A 21,195-nucleotide genomic window follows, 5' to 3' on the forward strand; every position below is an offset into this window, starting at 1 on the left:
AGGGGCCGGAAAGTGATCATGAATAGAACCGTTGCCAAATCTCGTCGGTGAGAGGCAGCATGGCTGGTCGGTGCAACCCGGGTGGCGGTCCGCAAAGCGCGGGCTGCGGTCTTATGCCCGTTTCTGGCGGGCAGCGGAGGTGTGCGGTGCAGTCCGAAGTGGTCCGCTACCAGGTCGACGACAAGACGGTAGCGATGGTCGAGATTGATCCGCCGGTTGGTTTTCAGCCGGCCGGGGTCGGCGACGTCGTTGGCTGGGTACGGGAGTCCGCCGCACCTGCCATCGCCGCCGCCAGCGTGTTGTTGGACCAGGTGAAGGCGGTCTCCCCGGACGCCGTCGAGGTGAAGTTCGGCATCAAGGCGACCGGCACGACCAACTGGGTGGTCGCCAAGGCGGCGGCTGAAGGAAACTTCGAAGTCACCCTCGGCTGGTATCCGGGTGGGCCGCCGGACGCCGGCACCACGATGCGGCGCTGACCGGGACGGAGCGGCTGGTGACCGCAGGACCCGACGACTGCTCCTGGCTGGTCGCCCTGCACCGTGGGCAGCACCAGGACACCCCCGTCGGTACCGGCGTCGTTGTGGAGAGCAACCTGGTGCTGACCTGCCACCATGTCGCGTTCGGCAACGACGGGCAGCTGTACGACGACCTCTGGATCTCATTTCCACTGGCCGAGAAGGTCACCTGGTTCGACCGCCGCCGGATCGGCGGATGCCCGCACGACGGAATGCGGGGCGCCAAGGTCGACCTGGTCATGCTTGAACTCGTGGAGCGGGTGCCGGCCTCGGTGACCCCGGCCCGACTTCGTTGTCTGCCCCCCAAGCCGCTGGCGGGAAGTACCTACTGGACGTACGGGTTCCCGACGCACGTGGTCGGCGGCTGCCATGCCGAAGGTAGTGTCGGCCAGCCCGGTGGGTGGGGCCGCGTCATGATCCACACCTCGCCGGCCACCCAGCTGAGCAAAGGGTTCAGCGGCGGTGCCGTCTGGTCATCCGAGTACCAGGCGGTGGTCGGCGTCGTTGTCACCGCCGACGCTCAGGGCGGCGGCCAAGCCGTGACCCTGCACTACGCCGACCAGCAACTACCGGACATGAAGCTGGCGACCCTGTCCGCCTGGCGGGCCGCCGACGCGGACGACGCCGCCCTCGCCGCCTGGGGATGGGCCCTGGCCACCGACGGCGAGGCTGGCCGACACTGGCTGCCCAGGGCACGCGGGGTCGCGGTCGACACCGAGGGCGGCGCGCGGTTCCGCGGCCGGGCCGCCGCCCTGCGCCGCATCGTTGACTGGATCGACAGCGCCGAACCGGTCCGCCGGCCGCTGATCGTCACCGGGTCGCCGGGGGTCGGCAAGTCAGCCGTACTCGGGCGGATCGTCACCACCGCCGACCAGCAGATCAGCGGGGAGCTGGCCGACACCGACGTGGCCGTCCGAGCTCCGGTCGGTGCGGTCTCCTGCGCGGTTCATGTCAAGGGCAAGACCGCCCTCGAAGTCGCCGCCGAGATCGCCCGTGCCGTCGCCGTCGAGCTGCCCGGCGTACCGGCTGATCTGATGCCTGCCGTGCGTGACCAGCTGAACCACCGGCGGACCCGGTTCACCCTGATCCTAGATGCGCTCGACGAGGCGACCGACCCGGCGCAGGCGCGCATGGTGATCGACGACATCCTGATGCCCCTGGCCCGTGACTGTGGCCCGCGGGGCCTGCGGATCGTGATCGGCACCCGGCGCTCTGACGATCACGGTGACCTGATCAGCCGCTTCGGCGGTAACGCGGAACTCGTCGACCTGGACGCGCCCGAGTACTTCGCCGAATCCGACCTGGCCGACTACGCCCAGGCGACGCTGCAACTGATCGGTGCCGAACGACCAGGCAACCCGTACGCCGATCCGACCGTCGCCGCGCCGCTCGCCCGCCGCATCGCCGCGCTCGCCAAGGGAAACTTCCTGGTCGCTGGCCTGGTCGCCCGCGCTCACGCACTGCGCGACAACACCGCGATCGACCCGGACGAGGTGTCGTTCACCGCTACCGTGGCGCACGCCCTGGACACCTACCTGGCCGGGCTGCCGACCGCCGGTCGGACATCGGCCCGGCTGGCGTTGACCGCCCTGGCGTACGCCGAGACGCCGGGACTGCCGCTGCCGTTGTGGCAGTCCGCGATCGAAGCCCTCGGCGGAGCGGTCACCGAGCCGGAACTCGCGGACTTCGCGCGTACCTCGGCGGCGAACTTCCTCGTCGAAACGGGCGGCGGCGCTCAGCCCGCGTACCGGCTGTTCCACCAGGCGCTCAACGACGCGCTGCTGGCCGATCGCGACGCGCAGGCCTCGCGGCGCGACGACCACGCCCGGCTGCTGGCGAACTGGACCACCATCGCGCGAGCTACCGGATGGGCCACAGCGTTCGACTACCTGCTGCGGTCGCTGCCGCAGCACGCGGCCGGCGCCGGCGCAGTCGACGAGCTGCTCACCGACGACGACTATCTGCTGCACGCCCACCTGGACCGGTTGCTCACGGTGGCGGACGCGGCCGAGGCGCCGCTCGCCGTCACCCGTGCCCGGCTCCTGCAACGGACCCCGCTGGCGGTGGCAGCCGCACCGGCTGAGCGGGCGGCGTTGTTCTCCGTCGTCGACCGGCTCGACGGCCTGGACAACGGGATCACGGCGGCGGCCGCCCCGTACCGGGCAGGCTGGGCGCACACCCCGCCTCGGCAGGAACGCAGCATCCTTGACGGACACTCCGAGGCCGTCTACGACGTCGCGGCGATCGTCATCGACGGGCGTCGGCTGCTCGCCTCGGCCGGCGACGACGGCACGGTGCGACTCTGGGATCCGCTGACCAACCAGGCCGAGCAGACGTTCACCGGCCACGACGACACGATCCACGGTGTCTGCGCGGTGCGCCTCGCCACCGGTGAGGTGCTGCTCGCCACGGCCAGCCACGACGGCACCATCGGCCTGTGGGACCCGCGTTCCGGGCACCGCCGGCACGAGCTGCGTGGCCACGGCGACTGGGTACGCAACATCTGCGCGATCCCAATGCCCGACGGTGACCTGCTCGCCTCCGCCGGTGACGACCGGACGGTGCGGTTGTGGGATCCGGGCACGGGCAGACCGGGCCATGTGCTGAGCGGGCACACCGGCTGGGTGACGGCGGTGACCCACGTTCCTGTCGGGGACCGACAGTTGCTCGCCTCCACCGGCTACGACGGCACGGTGCGGCTGTGGGACCCAGCGACCGGTGGGGAGCCGACCGGAGTCCTCACCGGTCACCTCGGCTGGGTCAACACTTTGTACGCGGTGCGTACCCCCGGCCGTACCCTGCTCGCCTCGGCGGGCTATGACGGCACGGTGCGAATCTGGGATCCCGTGGCCGGGGCGTGCGTCCAGGTCCTGCGAACCGGAGGTCCGCTGACCGATCTGTGCACAGTCGATACCAGTGACGGCTGTCTGCTGGTCTCGACCGGTGAGGACGGACTGATCCGGATGTGGGAGGTGCCGACCGGCGCCCCGCAGCAGACCTGGATCCCCCGACCGAGCTTGCGCGGGCATGCCAGCTGGATCCGGGCGGTCTGCGAGCTGCCGACGGCGAACAACCGGATGCTCGCCACCGCCGGCGACGACGGCACCGTGCGACTGTGGGACCCGGGCGGTGGACCGCCGGGAGCGGTCGCCGAGCACGACCGGATCGGGGCGGTGACCGCGGTGTGCCCGGTGCCGGGCGCCGAGGGCCGGCTGGTCGCATCCGCCGGACTGGACGGGCAGGTACGGATCTGGGACGCGGTCACCGGTGCCCAACTGCGCGAGTTCCGGGCGTCGGACGGCCCGGTCAATGCGCTGTGTGTCGTACCCGACGAGGAGGAGCCGCGCATCCTGACCGCTGGCGATGATCGAGCCGTCAAGCTGTGGGACGCGCGGGACGGGACACTGCAGGGGGAGATGAACGGCCACTACGAGCGCGTCGCCGCCGTCTGCCCGGTGCGGCACGACGCGGAGCTGTTGGTGGCCTCTGCCGGTGACGACCAGACTGTCCGGCTGTGGCGTCCGTACTCGGGCGACGTGCGCCAGGTGTTACTCGGGCACGTGACCCTGGCCTGGGTGACGACGCTGGCCACGGTCGCCGGGCCGGCCGGCGAGCTGCTCGCCTCCGCGGACAAGAGCGGCACCGTCATGCTCTGGGACACCGACGGCACGCAGCTCTGGTCGCAGCAGGGGCATCAGGACGCGGTGAACGCACTCTGCGGGCTCGTGGTCGCCGGCCGTCCGGCGCTGGCATCGGCCAGCGCGGACCACACGATCCGGTTGTGGGACGCCGAGCTGGGTCAGCCGATCCACTGGCTGACCGGGCACACTGGGCCGGTGACCGGGCTTAGCCTGGTCCGGGTGGGTGGGCGTGACCTGCTCGCCTCGACCAGCCACGACCGCACCGTCCGGGTCTGGGACCCACCGACCGCTCGCGCGGTACGCACGATCCCCGTGCTCCATCCAGCGCTGGCCTGCTGCACCGTCGACGACACGCTACTGATCGGGCTGGACCAGGGCCTGCTGGCGCTCACGATCACGAGTTGAGTGCATCGAGGAGCCCGAGCCGTTGCAGCTCTGCGGCGATCGCATCGACCTCGTGCAGGGTGCCGTCGGCGACCGCGAGCATGAATTCCTCAGCGCGGTCGACGTCGACGTCCGGGATCGGCGTCCCGGTGTTGAGGTTGATGAAGACCAGCGCGGCGGCCCACGCCAGGCGTTTGTTGCCGTCGACGAGTGCGTGGTTGCCGCAGATCGAGTGCAGCAGACTGGCTGCCTTTCCTGCGAGGTCGGGGTAGGCCTCCTGCCCGAAGACGATCGTGGTCGGTCGGGCGGCGGCGGAGGCGAGCAGCCCGTAGTCGCGGACCTTGACTGGCGTGCCGAAGACGATCGAGCCGATCTCCAGCAGGTCTTCGACGTCGAGGTGGACGGTCACTGGGCCAGTCGGTCGAGCAGTTCGCGGTGGCGCTCGGCCACGTCTGCGGCCAACCCACGCACCTTGGAGCGCTTGCTGTGCCTCGCGACGTACTCCTCGATCGCGACGACGATGGTGGCGTTGGCCGACCGGTGCTCGGTCTCAGCGATCTGCTTGAGCCGCGCGTGCAGATCGTCCGGCAGGTTGACTGTGGTAATCATAGGAAAATCATACGACTTACAAGTGACACTGGCCCTGCGGCGGACCGGTGACCTGGAGTGGATCAACCGGGTGGCGTTGCCGAGTCGGATGATCGGGTCGGAAATGCACCAGATGGCGGGACTTACCGTGCGTACCCGGGCGGTGATTGAATCGACGGACTGTCAGTGGTGCCGGGCCGGGGAGCAGCGGTGGACGTCTTCGATGTACGCGACAAGCTCATCGAGGACTACAAGGAGTTCACGTCCAGTTTCGTCGACCCCCGCGACCCGAAGATCGCCGAACACCTCGCGGAGTTGACCGCCCTGGGCTACCAGTGGCCGGCACCGTTCCTGTCGCTCAATCCCAACTTCGCCTCCGGCGGCAGGGTCGACGAGCTGGTGCAGCAGGGCCTGCTGCACCCCGACAACGAGCGGATCTTCCGGATCAAGCGCCAGCCGGACGACCCGGGGGCGCGGCCGCTGCGGCTGCACCAGCACCAGCGGGAAGCGATCGAGATCGCCCGGGACCGGCACAGCTACGTGCTGACCACTGGCACCGGTTCCGGCAAGAGCCTGTCGTACATCGTGCCGATCGTCGACCGGGTGCTGCGGGCCAAGGCCGACGGCACCTACCGGCCCGGGGTGAAGGCGATCATCGTCTATCCAATGAACGCGCTGGCCAACAGCCAGCTCAACGAGCTGACGAAGTTCCTCAGCTGGGGCCTGCCGGGCGGGGCCCCGCCGGTGCGGTTCGCCCGCTACACCGGGCAGGAGAACACCGAGGAGCGGCGGCGGATCCTCGCCGACCCGCCGGACATCCTGCTCACCAACTACGTGATGCTGGAACTGGTGCTGACCCGGCACGCCGAACGTGGGCCGCTGACCCGGGCCGCCCGTGGCCTGTGGTTCCTGGTCCTCGACGAGCTGCACACCTATCGCGGCCGGCAGGGCGCCGACGTGGCGTTCCTGGTCCGCCGGGCCCGGGACGCCTTCGCCGCGCCGCAGGTGCAGTGCGTCGGCACCTCGGCGACGATGGCCTCCGACACCACCGGCACCGACCAGCGGATCAAGGTGGCCGAGGTGGCGAGCCGACTGTTCGGCACCACCGTCGACCCCGGCCACGTGATCGTCGAGACGCTGGAGCGGGCCACCGGAGCGCCGGCCGGTGGCGCACCGGCCACCGGGGTGCCGGCGGGTGCCGGCGCGGACCCCGCCGGTCTTCGCGGCCGGGTCCTGCGGTGGGCCGCCGTCGAGCCGCCACGGCCGGACGTCGACGGGTTACGTACCGATCCGTTGGCGGCGTGGGTCGAGGGCGCGTTCGGGGTGGAGCCCGACCCGGCAACCGGCCGGCCGGTGCGGCTGCGCCGGCCCCGGACGGTCCCGCAGGCCGCGGATCTGCTCGCCGGGCTGACCGGGGTGCCGGGCCGGGAGTGCGCCACCGCGATCGAGGCGGTGCTGGCCGCCGGTGCGGGGCTCGACGACCCGGGGACCGGGCGGCCGTTCTTCGCGTTCCGGCTGCACCAGTTCCTGTCCAAGGGCGACAACGTCTACACCACGATCGAGCCGCCGTCGGTGCGGCATGTGACCAGCCGCTACCAGGCGCTCTCCCCGACCAGCACGGTCGACCAGGCGAAGGCGCTGGTGCCGTTGGCCTTCTGCCGCGAATGCGGCCAGGACTATCTGATCGTCCGGCGCGCCGACCACGGCTTCGAGGCGGGCAGCGAGGTGGAGTCGGCCACCGGTGACGCCGGCTACCTTTACATCAGCGACGACCAGCCGTGGCCGGCGGATCTCGACACGGTGCTCAGCGACGCCCGGCTGCCGTACTCGTGGACGCTGTTGGCCGACGACGGCCGCACCATCGTGGCCCCGACGAAGGAACGCCACCTGCCGGAGCTGGTGTATCTCGACCCGATGGGCACCGAGCAGGCACCGGGGCAGGGGGTGCCGGCGGCCTGGATCTCGTCGCCGTTCCGGTTCTGTCTGCGCTGCCAGGTGTCCTACGAACGCCAGCGCGGCAAGGATTTCGCCCAGCTGGCGAAGCTGTCCGTCGAGGGCCGCAGTTCGGCGTTGTCGGTGGTCGGGGCGAGCGTGGTACGCGCGTTGCGGGCCGCCCCGCAGTTGCCGGCGGAGGCCCGCAAGCTGCTCGCCTTCGTCGACAACCGGCAGGACGCCTCGCTGCAGGCCGGCCACTTCAACGACTTCGTCCAGGTGGTGCAGCTGCGCGGTGCGCTTTACCGGGCGGTGGCGGCAACTCCGGACGGGCTGACCCACGAACGGGTGGCGCAGCGGGTCACCGAGGCGCTGCGACTGGAGCTGGGGCAGTTCGCCCGGACACCGGAGGTTCGGTACGGCAAGGACGAGATCTGGCGGGCGCTGCGCGAGGTGGTCAACTACCGGCTCTACCTCGATCTGGAACGCGGCTGGCGGGTCACCATGCCGAATCTGGAGCAGACCGGCCTGCTGCGGATCGGCTACCGCTATCTCGACGAGGTCGCCGTCGACGAGGAGATCTGGTCACGCAGCCACCATCTGCTGCGCGACGACAAACCGGAACGCCGCCACGACGTGGCCTCGACGCTGCTGGACGAGCTGCGCCGCAACCTGGCGATCGACGTACGGTGCCTGACCGAGAGCGGCTTCAACGAGATCGACCAGCTGTCCCGCCAGCAGCTGGCCGAGCCGTGGAAGCTGGGTGAACGGGAGCGGGCGGTCGTCGCCGGGGTCGCCTTCCCGAAGCCGAGTGGCAAGGGTGAGCGGCGCAAACTGCTGCACCTGCACCTGTCCGGCCGGGGCGCGTTCGGCAAGTACCTGATCCGCCAGTACGGCAAGGACGGCTGCACGGTCGCCGACGCGCAGGACATGATCCGCGACCTGCTGGCGGTGCTGGCCGAGGCCACGTTGGTCATCGAGGTGCCGCCGGACGGCGACGACCTGGTCAGCGGCTACCGGCTGAAGTCGGACGCGCTGATCTGGCAGGCCGGGGACGGCACGGTGGGCGCGGAGGACCGGGTCCGCAAGGTGCTCTCCGGTGAGGCCGGTGCCCGGGTCAACACCTTCTTCCGGGACCTGTACCGGGACACTTCGCATCTGCTGGCCGGGTTGCAGGCGAAGGAACACACCGCCCAGGTGGAGGCGGCGGACCGGCAGAAGCGGGAGAAGCAGTTCCAGGAAGCGGCGCTGCCGCTGCTGTTCTGCTCGCCGACGATGGAGCTGGGCGTCGACATCAAGGACCTCAACGCGGTGGCGATGCGTAACGTGCCGCCGACGCCGGCCAACTACGCCCAGCGGGCCGGGCGGGCCGGCCGGTCCGGGCAGCCGGCGCTGGTGGTCACCTACTGCTCGACGGGCAACGCACACGACCAGTTCTATTTTCGACGCCCGCAGCTGATGGTCGGTGGTGCGGTGCAGGCGCCCCGGCTCGATCTGGCCAACGAGGATCTGGTGCGGTCACACGTGCAGGCGATCTGGCTGGCCGAGACCGGGGCCGAGCTGCCCAGTTCGCTGGTGCGGCTGTTGGAGACCGGTGGGGAGGCCCCGGCGCTGCGGATCCGGCCGGAGTTCGTCCGCAAGCTGCGCGACGACGATGCCCGTAAGCGGACGCTGGCCCGCGCGGAAGCGGTCCTGGCCGGCGATGTCGGCGGGGCGTTCGGCGGGACCCCAGGCGGGGCGCTTGCCGGGGCACCGTGGTGGCGGGACCGCTGGGTCGCCGACACGGTGGAGCAGGCGTACGACGAGTTCGACGCGGCGTTGGGCCGCTGGCGGCAGCTCTACCAGGCGGCGCTGCGCGAGTACGAGGTGCAGAACCGTCGGGCGGTGGACACCAATGTGACCGGCAAGGCACGTGAGGAGGCGAGCCGGCGGGCCAACGACGCCCGGGTGCAGCTGAACCTGTTGGCCAACGAGGACTCCGACGAGCCGCAGACCGACTTCTACACGTTCCGCTACCTGGCGTCGGAGGGCTTCCTGCCCGGCTATTCGTTCCCCCGGCTGCCGCTGGCCGCGTACGTGCCGGGGCTGGCCGGTGGGCGCAAGGGCGACTACATCCACCGACCCCGGTTCATCGGAATCAGCGAGTTCGGCCCGGGTGCGTTGATCTACCACGAGGGCGCCCGCTACCTGGTGCGCGGCGTGCAGCTGCATCAGGTGGCGTCGAACGCCGACGGGGTGTTGACCTCGTCGGCGCGGCGGTGCGCCGAGTGCGGGCATCTGCACGACGACGAGGTCGGCTGGGACGTGTGTGTGAACTGCGGGCAGGGGCTGGGTGCGACGGACACCAATCTGCTGCGCCTGTACACGGTCCGTACGCAGCGGCGGGAGCGGATCTCGTCGGATGAGGAGGAGCGGCGTCGGTCGCTGTTCGAGATCGAGACGTCGTACCGCTTCCATGAGCACGGTCGGCGGCCGGGCCGGTTGACGGCGACGGTGACCACCGCCGACGGCAGCCCGCTGGCTGAGCTGGTCTACGGCGACGCGGCGACGGTGCGGCGGGCCAATCTGGGGTTGCGCCGCCGCAAGGAGGCCAGCGTCCGGGGCTTCTTCCTGGATCCGGCGACCGGTGACTGGCTGTCCGAGCGTAAGGCGACGGAGAAGAACCGGGCCGACGACGAGGAGCTGACCTCGGATGAGGCGGCGATCACGGGGATCGACAAGGTGGCCGCGCCGGAGCGGGTGATTCCGTACGTGCAGGACCGGCGCAACATTCTGGTGCTGCGGTTGGCCGAGCGGGTGTCCGACGACATGGCGGTGACCCTGCTGTACGCGGTGGAACGCGGCATCGAGGCGCATTTCCAGCTGGAGGATTCGGAGCTGACCGGTGAGCTGCTGCCGGATCCGGATGACCGTGGCCGGATGTTGTTCATCGAGAGCGCCGAGGGCGGGGCGGGGGTGCTGCGTCGGCTGGTCGAGGAGCCGTACGCGGTCGCGCGGGTGGCGGCGAAGGCGTTGGAGATCGCGCACTTCGACCCGGCCGGTGTCGATGTGGACCAGCCGGACGCCGGGGCCGACCACTGTGTCCAGGGCTGCTACGACTGTCTGTTGTCGTACTCGAATCAGGGGTTTCACCGGCGGATCAACCGGCACCTGGTGGCGCAGCTGTTGGTGTCGTTCGCGTCGGCGGCGGCGACGGCTGAGCGACCGGCGACCGACCAGCCGGCGACCGACCAGCCGGCGACCGGCCGGACGCCGGGCGGCGACTGCCCACCAGTGGGCAGCGACGGGCCGGCTGGTGCCGGTAGCGTCGGCGGGTCGGTTGCCGAGTTCGTGGCCTGGCTGGCGCGCGAGTCGTACCGGGGGCCGGATCCGGTGGCGGAACCGGTCGCCGGGGCCAGCCCGGATCTGACCTACCGGCAGCAGCGGGCGGTGGTTTTCGTCGACGAGCCGGGCGCGCAGCCATGCGCCGGGCGGGACGTGGACGCCGAGGAGAGTGTGATCGACGCCGGCTGGACCCCGATCCGGGTGACCGCCGGTGACTGGCAGGGCGTGGTGGATCGGTATCCCGGTGTGTTCGGGCGGCGGCAGGGAGGCAGTGCGTGACGGTGGCGGCGCAGCGGTTCGAGCCGGGGACGTTGGTCACGGCGCGGGGCCGGGAGTGGGTGGTGCTGCCCGAGTCGGAGCCGGAGGTGCTGGTGCTGCGTCCGCTCGGCGGGGCGGACGACGAACGCGCGGCGGTGCTGCCGGAGGTGGAGGAGGTCCGGTCGGCGACGTTCGCGTACCCGGATCCGACCGATGCCGGCAACGCCAGCCGGGCCGGCCTGCTGCGGACGGCGCTGCGGATCGGGTTCCGCTCCTCCGGCGGGCCGTTCCGGTCGTTGGGCGCGGTGGCGGTGGAGCCCCGGCCGTACCAGCTGGTGCCGCTGCTGATGGCGTTGCGTCAGGATCCGGTGCGGATGTTGATCGCCGATGACGTCGGCATCGGCAAGACCGTCGAAAGTGGGTTGATCGCGGCCGAGCTGCTGGCCCAGGGTGACGCGGACGGGCTGGCGGTGCTGTGCAGCCCGGCGTTGGCCGAGCAGTGGCAGCGGGAGTTGGCGGCCAAGTTCGGCATCGCCGCCGAGCTGGTGCTGCCGGGCACCGTACGCCGGTTGCAGGCGTCGCTGGTCGGCTCGACCGATTCGGTGTTCGACCGCTACCGGCACGTGGTGGTTTCCACCGATTTCATCAAGCGGGCGGAGCTGCGCGAGCAGTTCGTCCGCAGCTGCCCCAACCTGGTGATCGTCGACGAGGCGCACGGCTGTGTGCCGGACGACGACCGGCGGGCCGGCAAGTTCCGGATGTTGCGCTACGAGTTGGTACGCCGGTTGGCCGCCGACCCGGCCCGGCAGTTGATCCTGGTGACGGCGACGCCGCACAGCGGCAAGGACACCGGGTTCCGCAACCTGCTGGGGCTGCTGGATCCGGAGCTGGCCACGGTGGATCTCCACCAGGTGACGGGTCGGGAGCGGCTGGCCCGGCATTTCGTGCAGCGTCGCCGCGCCGACATCCGGGGTTTCCTGGAGGACACCCCGTTCCCGGAGGACCGGCACACCGCCGAGCGCGCCTACCGGCTGTCCGGCGAGTACCGCGACCTGTTCGACGACGTGGTGGCGTACGCCCGGCAGGTGGTGCGGGATCCGCTCGGCGGGCAGGTGCACCAGCGGGTGCGCTACTGGTCGGCGTTGGCGCTGCTGCGGGCGTTGGCGTCGTCGCCGGCCGCTGCGGCGGCGACGCTGCGGACCCGGGCGGCGAACGCCGACGCCGACAGCGCCGAGGACGCGGACAACCTGGGCCGGGCGGCGGTGCTGGACCTGCCCGACGACGAGACCCAGGAGTCGGCGGATGCGACCCCGGGCGCGGACCCAGGAGCAGAAAGTGGCGGCGGCAGCGCCGAGCAGCGCCGGCTGCGGGAGTTCGCCCGGCGCGCCGAGGCGCTGGCCGGAGCCGGCGACGCCAAACTGACCTTGCTGGTCAAGGAGGTCAAGACGCTGCTCGGCGACGGCTTCAACCCGGTGGTGTTCTGCCGCTACATCGACACCGCCGAGTATGTCGCGCAGCGGCTGGAGGCGGCGTTGGGCCGTAACTTCGCGGTCGGCTGCGTCACCGGGGCGCTGCCACCGGAGGAGCGGGCCGCCCGGATCGCCGAGTTGACCGCCGACACCAGCCGCCGCCCGGTGCTGGTCGCCACCGACTGCCTGTCCGAGGGGGTCAACCTGCAGGAACGGTTCCAGGCGGTGGTGCACTACGACCTGGCGTGGAATCCGACCCGGCACGAGCAGCGGGAAGGCCGGGTCGACCGGTTCGGCCAGGTCGCCCCGACGGTACGCGCGGTGATGATCTACGGCGCGGACAACCGGATCGACGAGATCGTGTTGAAGGTGCTGCTGCGCAAGCACAACCGGATCCGCGAAACGTTGGGCATTTCGGTGCCGGTGCCGGACGCCAGCGACGACGTGTTGCAGACGATCGCCCACGAGCTGCTGGTGGCGCCGGAGCAGCCGGAGCAGTTGACCATCGACGCGCTGGCCGCCGGCCCGCGTGAGGAGCTGCACCGGCAGTGGGACTCGGCGGCCGAGCGGGAGAAGGAGTCGCGCACCAAGTACGCCCAGCGGGCGATCAAACCGGCCGAGGTGGCCGACGAGTTGGCCGAGATCCGGGCCAGTCTGGGCACTCCGGCCGAGGTGGCCGAGTTCGCGGCGACCGCGCTGGCCGCGTTCGGCGCCGATGTGGTCGAGCGGCCGTACGGGTTCGACGCCGACCTGGCCGGGCTGCCCGGCCAGGTCACTGACGCCTTCCCGCCCCGGCCGACGAAGGCGGGGCAGGGCAAGGCCGGGGTGTTGCAGCTGCGCCGTGAGCTGCCGACGCCGCCGGGCGCGGCGCATCTGGACCGGACCGACCCGTACGTGTCGGCGCTGGCCCGGCAGGTGCTGGAGTCGGCGCTGAATCCGTCGCTGCCGGCGGACAAGCTGTCGGCGGAGAAGCGGCCGGCGCGGCGGGCCGGGGTGATGCGTACGGCTGCGGTGTCGAAACGCACGACGCTGCTGCTGGTGCGGTTCCGGCTGCATCTGACGTTGCCGGCGGGCGCGGCGGCGGGCGGTGAGCCGCGTCCGATGGTCGCCGAGGAGGCGCGGGTGCTGGCGTTCCGGGGTGCCCCGCGGGCGGCCGAGTGGCTGACCGAGGAGGAGACGGCGGCGCTGCTGTCGGCGACCCCGACCGGCAACGTGCTGCCGGACACGGCGACACCGCTGCTGACCCGGGTCGTCGGCCAGCTCGACGCGGTCACCGACCATCTGTCGGCCACCGCCGACGAGCTCGCCGACCGGCTGCGGGCCGCGCATCTGCGGGTCCGGGAGGCGGTCGGGCAGCGGGTCCGCCGGCAGGTCACGGTGACCGCGCAGAAACCGGCCGACGTGCTCGGCGTCTACCTCTACCTTCCCGAAGGGCAGCAGTGATGAGCGGCGCGGTCATCTATCCGGCGGTACGGGTCGACGGCGGTCTGCTGCCCGGTGGTCTGCTGCAGCGCATCGGCCACGGCGACCGGGAGCTGCCGGGGATGGATCCGGCCGCGTACGGCCTGCAGTCGGGTGAGTCGGTGCGCCGCTATGCCAACCGGTCGTTCGCCTACCTGCAGGAGGTGTGGCGGGACTTCAGCCGGCAGCGGGAGCGGGCCGGCGACGGCGCACCGGCCCGGCTGACCCGGGAACGCTGGCTGCTGGTGCTGCTGCGGGAGCTGGGTTTCGACCCGTTGACGCCGGTGACCGGTGGGATCGCCGTCGACGAGTTGACGTTCCCGGTGTCGCACCGGTGGGACGCCGTACCGGTGCATCTGCTCGGCTGGGGGGTGGACCTGGACCGGCGGACGGCGCGGGTGCGCGGCGCGGCCGGCGCCGCCCCGCATTCGATGGTGCAGCAGCTGCTGAACCGCAGCGACCGGCACCTGTGGGCGGTGCTGTCCAACGGGCAGAAGCTGCGGCTGCTGCGGGATTCGACGACGCTGGTCGGCTCGGCGTCGATCGAGTTCGACCTGGAAGCGATCTTCGACGGGGAGCTGTTCGCCGATTTCGTGCTGCTGTACCGGCTGGCGCACGCGTCCCGGATGCGTCCGGCCGATCCGGCGGCCGGGCCGGCGTCGTGTGTGCTGGAGCAGTGGCGGGCGGCCGGTGCCAAGCAGGGCGAACGCGCGTTGGAGCAGCTGCGCGACGGGGTGGAACGGGCGCTGGAGATCCTCGGCACCGGGTTGCTGACCCATCCGGAGAACGCCGCGCTGCGCGGCCAGGTCGCCGACGCGACGCTGCGCCTGGAGGACGTGAAACGGTCTCTGCTGCGGATGATCTACCGGTTGTTGTTCTGGTTCGTCGCCGAGGACCGGGATTCGCTGCTGGATCCGCAGGCGGACGCGGCGACCCGGCGCCGCTACGCGACGTTCTTCTCGGCGGCCCGGCTGCGGGACCTGGCGGTGCGGCGGCGGCATTCCCGCCACGGCGACCTGTGGGAGGCGGTCCGCCTGGTCTTCGACTCGCTGGGCCGGGAGGCGGGCCAGCCCCGGCTGGGTCTGCCGGGCATCGGCGGGCTGTTCGAGCCGGGTCCGCTGGACCGGCCGTTGGCGGCGGCGAAGCTGTCGAACCGGCATCTGCTGGAGGCGGTGGAGGCGCTGGCGGTGCTGCCGCAGCGGCGCGGCGGCGGCCGGCAGCGGGTCGACTTCCGCCACCTGGGCGCGGAGGAGCTGGGCAGCGTCTACGAGTCGCTGCTGGAGCTGCGGCCCCGCTGGGACGCGTCGGCGTGGCGGTTCGGCACGGAACGGCTGGCCGGCAACGAACGCAAGACCACCGGCTCCTACTACACCCCGTCGTCGCTGGTGGAGTCGGCGCTGGATCCGCTGATCGACGAGGCGTGCGACCGGCCGACCGCGCCGGAGCGGGTGGCGGCGCTGCTGGAGTTGACGGTCTGCGACCCGGCGTGTGGGTCGGGGCATTTCCTGATCGCGGCGGCCCGGCGGATCGCGAAGCGGGTCGCCGCGGAGGAGACCGACGAGTTGGAGCCGACGCCGCTGGCGGTCCGCTCGGCGCTGCGCCGGGTGATCGGCCGCTGCATCTACGGCGTCGACGTCAACGAGATGGCCGCCGAGTTGGCGAGGGTGTCGCTGTGGCTGGAGGCGATGGAGCCGGGCCGGCCGCTGGGCTACCTGGACGCCAACATCCGGGTCGGCAACTCGCTGCTCGGGGTGACGCCCCGGCTGCTGGCCGACGGCATCCCGGACGCGGCGTTCACCGCGTTGACCGGCGACGACAAGAAGGTCGCCACCGCGTTGAAGAAGCAGAACGCGGCGGAGGCCGGCGGCCAGACGGAGCTGTTGTGGAGCGGCGGCGTCCAGGTCGGCAACGCCACGCTCGCCGAGGAGGCCGCCCAGCTGACGCGGGTCGAGCCGGGGTCGCTGGCCGACGTGCACGTGCAGGCGAAGCGGGCGCAGGTCCTGGAGCAGGAGCGACGCCACGCCCGGCTGGTCGCGGACGCCTGGTGCGCCGCGTTCGTGCAGGCCAAAACCCCAGATTCCCGGGGTACGGCGATCACGCAGGCGGTGTTGGAGCGGCTCGGCAAGGGTGAGGCGTCGCTGGAGTTAGCCGCGGTCGAGGAGCAGGTGGAGCGGCTGCACCGGCAGTTCCGCTTCTTCCACTGGCACATCGAGTTCCCGCACATCTTCCGGGTGCCCGACCACGGCCCGGTCAACGACGCCACCGGCTGGCAGGGCGGCTTCTCCTGCGTCCTCGGCAACCCACCGTGGGAGCGGGTGAAGCTGCAGGAGCAGGAGTTCTTCGCCGACAAGGACGAGGCGATCTCCGGTGCGGCGAACGCCGCCGCGCGCAAGAAGCTGATCGCCGAGTTGGCCACCGACGTGCGCCCGGCCCGGCAGGCGTTGTACGCCGACTGGATCGCCGCCCTGCACGAAGCGGACGGGGTCAGCCACCTGCTGCGGGCTTCCGGCCGCTACCCGCTGACCGGCAAGGGTGACATCAACACCTACTCGGTCTTCACCGAGACGGCCCGGACGGTGCTGCACCCGCGCGGCCAGCTCGGCATCATCGTCCCGACCGGGATCGCCACCGATGCGACCACCCAGGACTTCTTCAAGGACCTGGTACGCCGTCGGAGTCTGGTGTCGTTGTTCGACTTCGATAACGAGGAAAAGCTTTTCCCCGCCGTTACAAACCGAGCCAGCTACGCGCTGCTGTCAGTATCAGGCCCCGGTCGGAAGATTGACCAGGTATCGCTGGTGTTCGGTGTTCGTCAGGTGCATCAGATTGCCGAGCGGGCGTACTCACTGACGCCTGAGGAGATCAATCTGTTGAACCCGAACACGGGGACGTGTCCGGTGTTCGATACCCGCCGGGATGCGGAGATCACGTTGGGGATTTACCGGCGGGTGCCGGTGTTGTGGCGGGAGGACGCTCCGGACGGTAACCCGTGGGGTGTGTCATTCATGGCGATGCTGCACATGGCCAACGACTCGGGGCTGTTCCGTGGCTACGACGAGCTGGTCCAGGACGGTTGGAAGCTGGAGGGTAATCACTTCGTTCGGGCTGGTGAGCGGATGGTGCCGCTGTACGAGGCGAAGATGACTCATCTCTACGACCATCGGTTCGGCACCTACGAGGACGCGACTGAAGCCCAGCTGAACAAAGGCACCTTGCCCCGCTTTGCCGATGCTGATCACTATGATCCGGCGCGGTTGCCGTTGCCGCGTTACTGGGTACCGAAGCGGGCTGTCGATGAGCGGCTGGCTGACCGCTGGTCGCACGGCTGGCTCCTCTGCTGGCGAGACATCGTACGCAGCACCGACGAGCGCACCCTGATCCCAGCCGTTGTTCCGCGCGTGGCTGTTGGACATACCAGCCCTATCCTGATCCCAGATCAGAAGACGACCATCGTCAGCGCGTTTGCTGCGGAATTGTCTACGTTGGTCTCTGACTACGCTGCACGCCAAAAGATATCCGGCAGCCATCTGACCTATTCGGTGCTTCGTCAGCTGCCGGTGCTGCCGCCGCAGCGGTACGGCGAACCAGTGCACTGGGACTCGAATGCCGTCGATCTGCTGGCGTGGATCCGGCCCCGGGTGCTGGAGTTGACGTACACCGCGCAGGACCTCGTATCGTACGCCCGAGACCTCGGTGAGAATGGCCCGCCGTTCCGGTGGGACCCGCAGCGACGCGAACTCCTCCGCGCCGAACTCGACGCCGCCTACTTTCACCTGTACGGGGTGGATCGGGATGACGTCGACTACATCATGGAAACCTTCAAGGTCGTCCGGGAGAAGGACGAAAAGGCGCACGGCGAGTACCGCACCAAGCGCCTGATCATGGAGCGCTACGACGCGATGGCCGATGCCATCCGCACCGGTACGCCGTACCAAACCCCGCTAGACCCCCCACCCGGCCAGGGCCAGCGGTGAGACTCTCGAACCGACCCGGGACTGCGACCTCCGGAGACCGGGCCCAAATGTCATCTATCTCGATCATGGAGGGTGAGAGTGCGCGCACTCGGCGGAGCGGCCCGGCGGCTCTTTCCTGATCCAGGTGTCCTCGCGGTCACCCATGGATACCACCCGTTGCTGACCGACGCGACCGCGATGCTCGCCACGGGGCTCTTCACGGACGTACTGGTACTCGGCTCCGATTTGCCCGAGCCTGGAGCAGAAGTCGAGCGGATCAGGCAGATCGTCGTTCCGACAGTCAGTCTGCCTGAAGGGGTCTACTGGTTCGGCGGGCTAGATCCGACACCGCTGCTCGTGGTCACCTCAGGTGCGATGCCTGGCGCGGGGATGCACGAGCCGGCTGCGGAGGTGGCGGAGGATTCGCCGGTGGCCTCCGCGCTGGCCTGGTTCGAGCACCTCTGGGAGAGCGCCCCTGAGGTGCCGCTACCCCTGTTCGCCGTGACCGATGAGGTGATGACTCGAGCGGGGCAGGACGGCATGATCAAGTCTCGTCAGTTCGTACACGGTCGTTGGATGTACCAGGTCTTCGCCGGCAGTCGCATCCAGCGCGTCGAAGAGGGTGCCCTGCTGCCGAGGCCGACAGGCGACTCTCCCGACGTATGGGTGCGCTCAGAGCCTGCCCCCGCCGAACGCCTGGCCGCCACCCTGACCAGAGCCAAGCTAGAAAAGCAGTTCACCGATACGGTCTTCTCTTTCCGGGCGACGCGCACCATCTTTCGGCCATACCAGTTCAAGCCAGTGATGAAGTTGCTGAGCACAGGGTCGCTGCGGTTGCTCATCGCGGACGAGGTCGGTCTCGGCAAGACCATCGAAGCCGGACTGTTGTGGACCGAGCTTGATGCCCGCAGGCACGCGAACCGCGTGCTTGTCGTGTGCCCTTCCGCGCTGCTGTCGAAATGGCAGAACGAGATGCGCGAAAGATTTGGGTTCGAGCTGACCGAGCTCACCGGGCCCGGCCTGGCAGATCTCAGGGATCGGCTCGAATCGGACCGCCTACCCAGGAGGATGGCCTGGATATGTTCGGTGGAGCGGCTGAGGGCGTGGAAAGGACTTGCCGACATCGAGCCGTTGGGTCTCCAGCTGGACCTGGTAATCGTGGATGAAGCTCACGTCTTCCGCAACTCGAACACCAAGAGCCACGCGTTGGGTGAGTTGTTGTCCCGCTGGGCAGACGCGTACGTCTTCCTCTCTGCTACCCCGGTCAATCTGCGGAACAATGATCTGTACAACCTTCTTGAGCTCTTGGTGCCTGGTGAATTTCAGGACTTGGCGGATCTACAGGAACGGATCGAGCCTAACAGAATCCTCAATCGGATCACGAGTTCACTGCTCGACGCCTCGGTCAGTAACGCCGCCCGTAGCCGGTGGCTGTCGGATCTGTCCGAGAGCACTTTCGGTCGGATTATCACTATGCGACCCGATTTTACTCTTCTACGTGAGATTCTGGGCCGAACTCACCTGTCCCCGGCTGATGTCGTCCAGGTGAAACGGATCTGCAGCGAGCTGGGCGGGCTTTCGGCCCAGGTCACCCGTACCCGCAAGATCGAGGTCCAAGAGGACAAGGCCGTGCGGGAGCCGCGCCCCGTCCAGGTGCACTGGACCAAGCGTGAGCACGACTTCTACCAGGCATACCTGCAGTGGTGCATCGAGCGAGCGAGAGCCAAGGAGACGCCGCTGCATTTCGGCATGCAGATGCCGCTCCGCCTTGCGGGCAGTTGTCTCCCAGAGGCAGCGGCATTTGTCTTGACGTCGTGGCAGATGGCTGGTGTGCAGGATGAGGTTGACGCTCCAGCGAAGCTCTCGGCGGCTGCGAAAGGTCCGGATGTGCCGCCGTCGCCGCAGTTGCGAGAATTGGCTGCCAGCGTCGACGTGGATACAAAGCTTGAGCAGCTTGTCCGCGTTGTTGACGATCTGATCGGCCAGGGAAGACAGGGCCTCATCTTTACGTTCTCTCGGAGGACATTGTCCTATCTTGAGCGGCATCTACGGGGTCGATGCCGGATCGCAGTACTGCATGGAGATGTGGGTAGGGAAGAGCGCGCGAGGATCATGGCCAATTTCCGGGAAGGCGGCTACGACATCGTTGTAGCTACTAAGGTCGCGAGCGAAGGTTTGGACTTCGAATTCTGCTCCGTCCTAATCAACTACGATCTGCCGTGGAATCCGATGGAAATCGAGCAGCGCATCGGTCGGATCGACCGGATCGGCCAGGCCGAGCAGAAGGTCGTGATTATCAACTTCACGACTCCGGGGACGATTGAGTCGGATATCCTCGAGCGGGTGCTCGCCCGGATCGGCATCTTCGAACACGCGATCGGGGCATTGGAACCGATTATCGAAAGCATGTGGCCCGACGTCGAATCTTCCCTGCTTGACTTCGCATTGACTCCTGCTCAACGCCTGCAGCGGACACAGGAGTTCCTCGCGGTTGTCGCAGAGCAGGAACGGGCGGTTGACGAGATTGAGTCGGCGGCACCGCACCTCATATCAAGTGACGGAGTCGACATCGAGGGCCTCGAGCCCGACCTGCTGGCATCCGGCAGGTATGTCGGGCAACAGGAACTAGCGCTGCTGGTGAGCGACTGGGTGGGTAGCTACGACGGACGCTGTCACATCCGTGGCGACCACCTGACCGTGATCGGCAACAGCGAGCTCGCCGGGCATGTCCGTGACCTCGCACGGCGGGGTGAGAAGACAAGGTCTGAGGTAGATCAGATTCTCAATGACCTGACGCATCAGCTGCCGGTTCAACTGTCCCTGGATCAGGAGGCATCCCGAACCACCGGGGTACCGCTCCTTACGGCCAACCATCCGTTGGTCCGAGCAGCGTTGGACGTGCCGGGGCACCGGCAGACCAGATTCTCCGCGATTTCGATGTCCGCGCACGAAACCACTGTTGCCCCGGGCACCTATCTCGTCCATATGCGCGTCGCCACTTGGAACGGTGTCAGGCCGCTGCACGAGGTGTGGACCGCAACTGTTAACGTCCGGACCCTGCAGGTAGTCGCCGACTTGGGTGACCGGCTAATGGCAGCTGTGGCGGCTGGAAACTTGCAACCCGCGTGGTTCGATGGGGCAGTTGATCTACGGCCTGCGCTCGACGTGAGCGGTGACTTACTGATCCAACGGCAAATCCGGAGCGAGAAGACGTTGGCCGCCGAGAACGAGGCGTTTCTTGCCTCACGACGACTCAGCGTCGAGCAAGTCCATCAGCGGCGGACACAGGCGTTGGAGTCACGAATTTCTACACTGCGGGCCCGCGGCCGGGAACGCATGGTGCCGCTCTTTGAGGCCCAACAGCAGCGGGAGGACAATCGCTATGCGGGACTTCTCCAGGACTTAACGGCACGATCGTCAGCAATGCTCAGTACGGAGGATCTGGCTGTCTGTGTGGTGGAGGTGCAGTAATCGATGGCCAAGATCAGCGACGAGGAAATCGCCTACGAGATCGCCACTAACCGGAGCTATCTGCGGGCGTTGGAGAAACGACTTTCCCGAAGAAACCCCGAGATTTCCGTCACTGCAAATGAACGATACGTCGACAACGAGGCTTATTCAGCAGGGCCCCGATAACCCACAGTGGACCCCCCGATAAATGAGACGGCCC

General features: G+C 69.1%; 8 protein-coding genes. 6 read left to right on the top strand and 2 right to left on the bottom strand.

From position 1 onward, the window contains the following. Positions 1–146 precede the first annotated feature (146 nt). Both ACFHWS_RS09835 and ACFHWS_RS09840 read left to right on the top strand, forming a co-directional pair. Entirely contained in the window at positions 147–476 is a 330-nt protein-coding gene (locus ACFHWS_RS09835; protein ID WP_416550913.1) for a CU044_2847 family protein, read from the top strand. 17 nt (positions 477–493) lie between these two features. Further along, positions 494–4,561: a trypsin-like peptidase domain-containing protein gene (locus tag ACFHWS_RS09840; RefSeq protein WP_416550914.1), complete on the top strand. Its 4,068-nt coding sequence runs from the start codon at positions 494–496 to the stop codon at positions 4,559–4,561. Here the strand turns inward: ACFHWS_RS09840 and ACFHWS_RS09845 are convergent. After that, the gene (locus tag ACFHWS_RS09845) at positions 4,551–4,949 is read right to left on the bottom strand and encodes a type II toxin-antitoxin system death-on-curing family toxin (RefSeq protein ID WP_416550915.1); all 399 of its coding nucleotides are present in this window, start codon (positions 4,947–4,949) and stop codon (positions 4,551–4,553) included. The genes ACFHWS_RS09840 and ACFHWS_RS09845 overlap by 11 nt on opposite strands. Beyond that, the gene (locus ACFHWS_RS09850) at positions 4,946–5,149 is read right to left on the bottom strand and encodes a CopG family ribbon-helix-helix protein (protein ID WP_416550916.1); all 204 of its coding nucleotides are present in this window, start codon (positions 5,147–5,149) and stop codon (positions 4,946–4,948) included. Before ACFHWS_RS09850 ends, ACFHWS_RS09845 begins: the two co-directional genes overlap by 4 nt. Before the next feature lie 189 nt (positions 5,150–5,338). Here ACFHWS_RS09850 and ACFHWS_RS09855 point away from each other — a divergent pair, with 189 nt between their 5' ends. From ACFHWS_RS09855 to ACFHWS_RS09870, 4 genes are all read left to right on the top strand, one after another. Next, positions 5,339–10,663 carry a DEAD/DEAH box helicase gene (locus ACFHWS_RS09855; protein ID WP_416568053.1) on the top strand — a complete coding sequence of 1,775 codons (5,325 nt, stop codon included), beginning with the start codon at positions 5,339–5,341 and terminating at the stop codon, positions 10,661–10,663. Next, the gene (locus tag ACFHWS_RS09860) at positions 10,660–13,554 is read left to right on the top strand and encodes a helicase-related protein (protein ID WP_416568054.1); all 2,895 of its coding nucleotides are present in this window, start codon (positions 10,660–10,662) and stop codon (positions 13,552–13,554) included. The genes ACFHWS_RS09855 and ACFHWS_RS09860 overlap by 4 nt, the downstream gene beginning before the upstream one ends. Next, on the top strand, positions 13,554–17,546 hold the full coding sequence (locus ACFHWS_RS09865) for an Eco57I restriction-modification methylase domain-containing protein (protein ID WP_416568055.1): 3,993 nt from the start codon (positions 13,554–13,556) through the stop codon (positions 17,544–17,546). The genes ACFHWS_RS09860 and ACFHWS_RS09865 overlap by 1 nt, the downstream gene beginning before the upstream one ends. 78 nt (positions 17,547–17,624) lie before the next feature. Further along, a complete protein-coding gene (locus ACFHWS_RS09870) occupies positions 17,625–20,996 on the top strand; it encodes a DEAD/DEAH box helicase (protein WP_416568056.1) in 3,372 nt (1,123 codons plus the stop codon). Positions 20,997–21,195: the final 199 nt, after the last annotated feature.

Source organism: Micromonospora sp. LOL_013, assembly GCF_048060315.1.
Taxonomy (GTDB): domain Bacteria; phylum Actinomycetota; class Actinomycetes; order Mycobacteriales; family Micromonosporaceae; genus Micromonospora_E.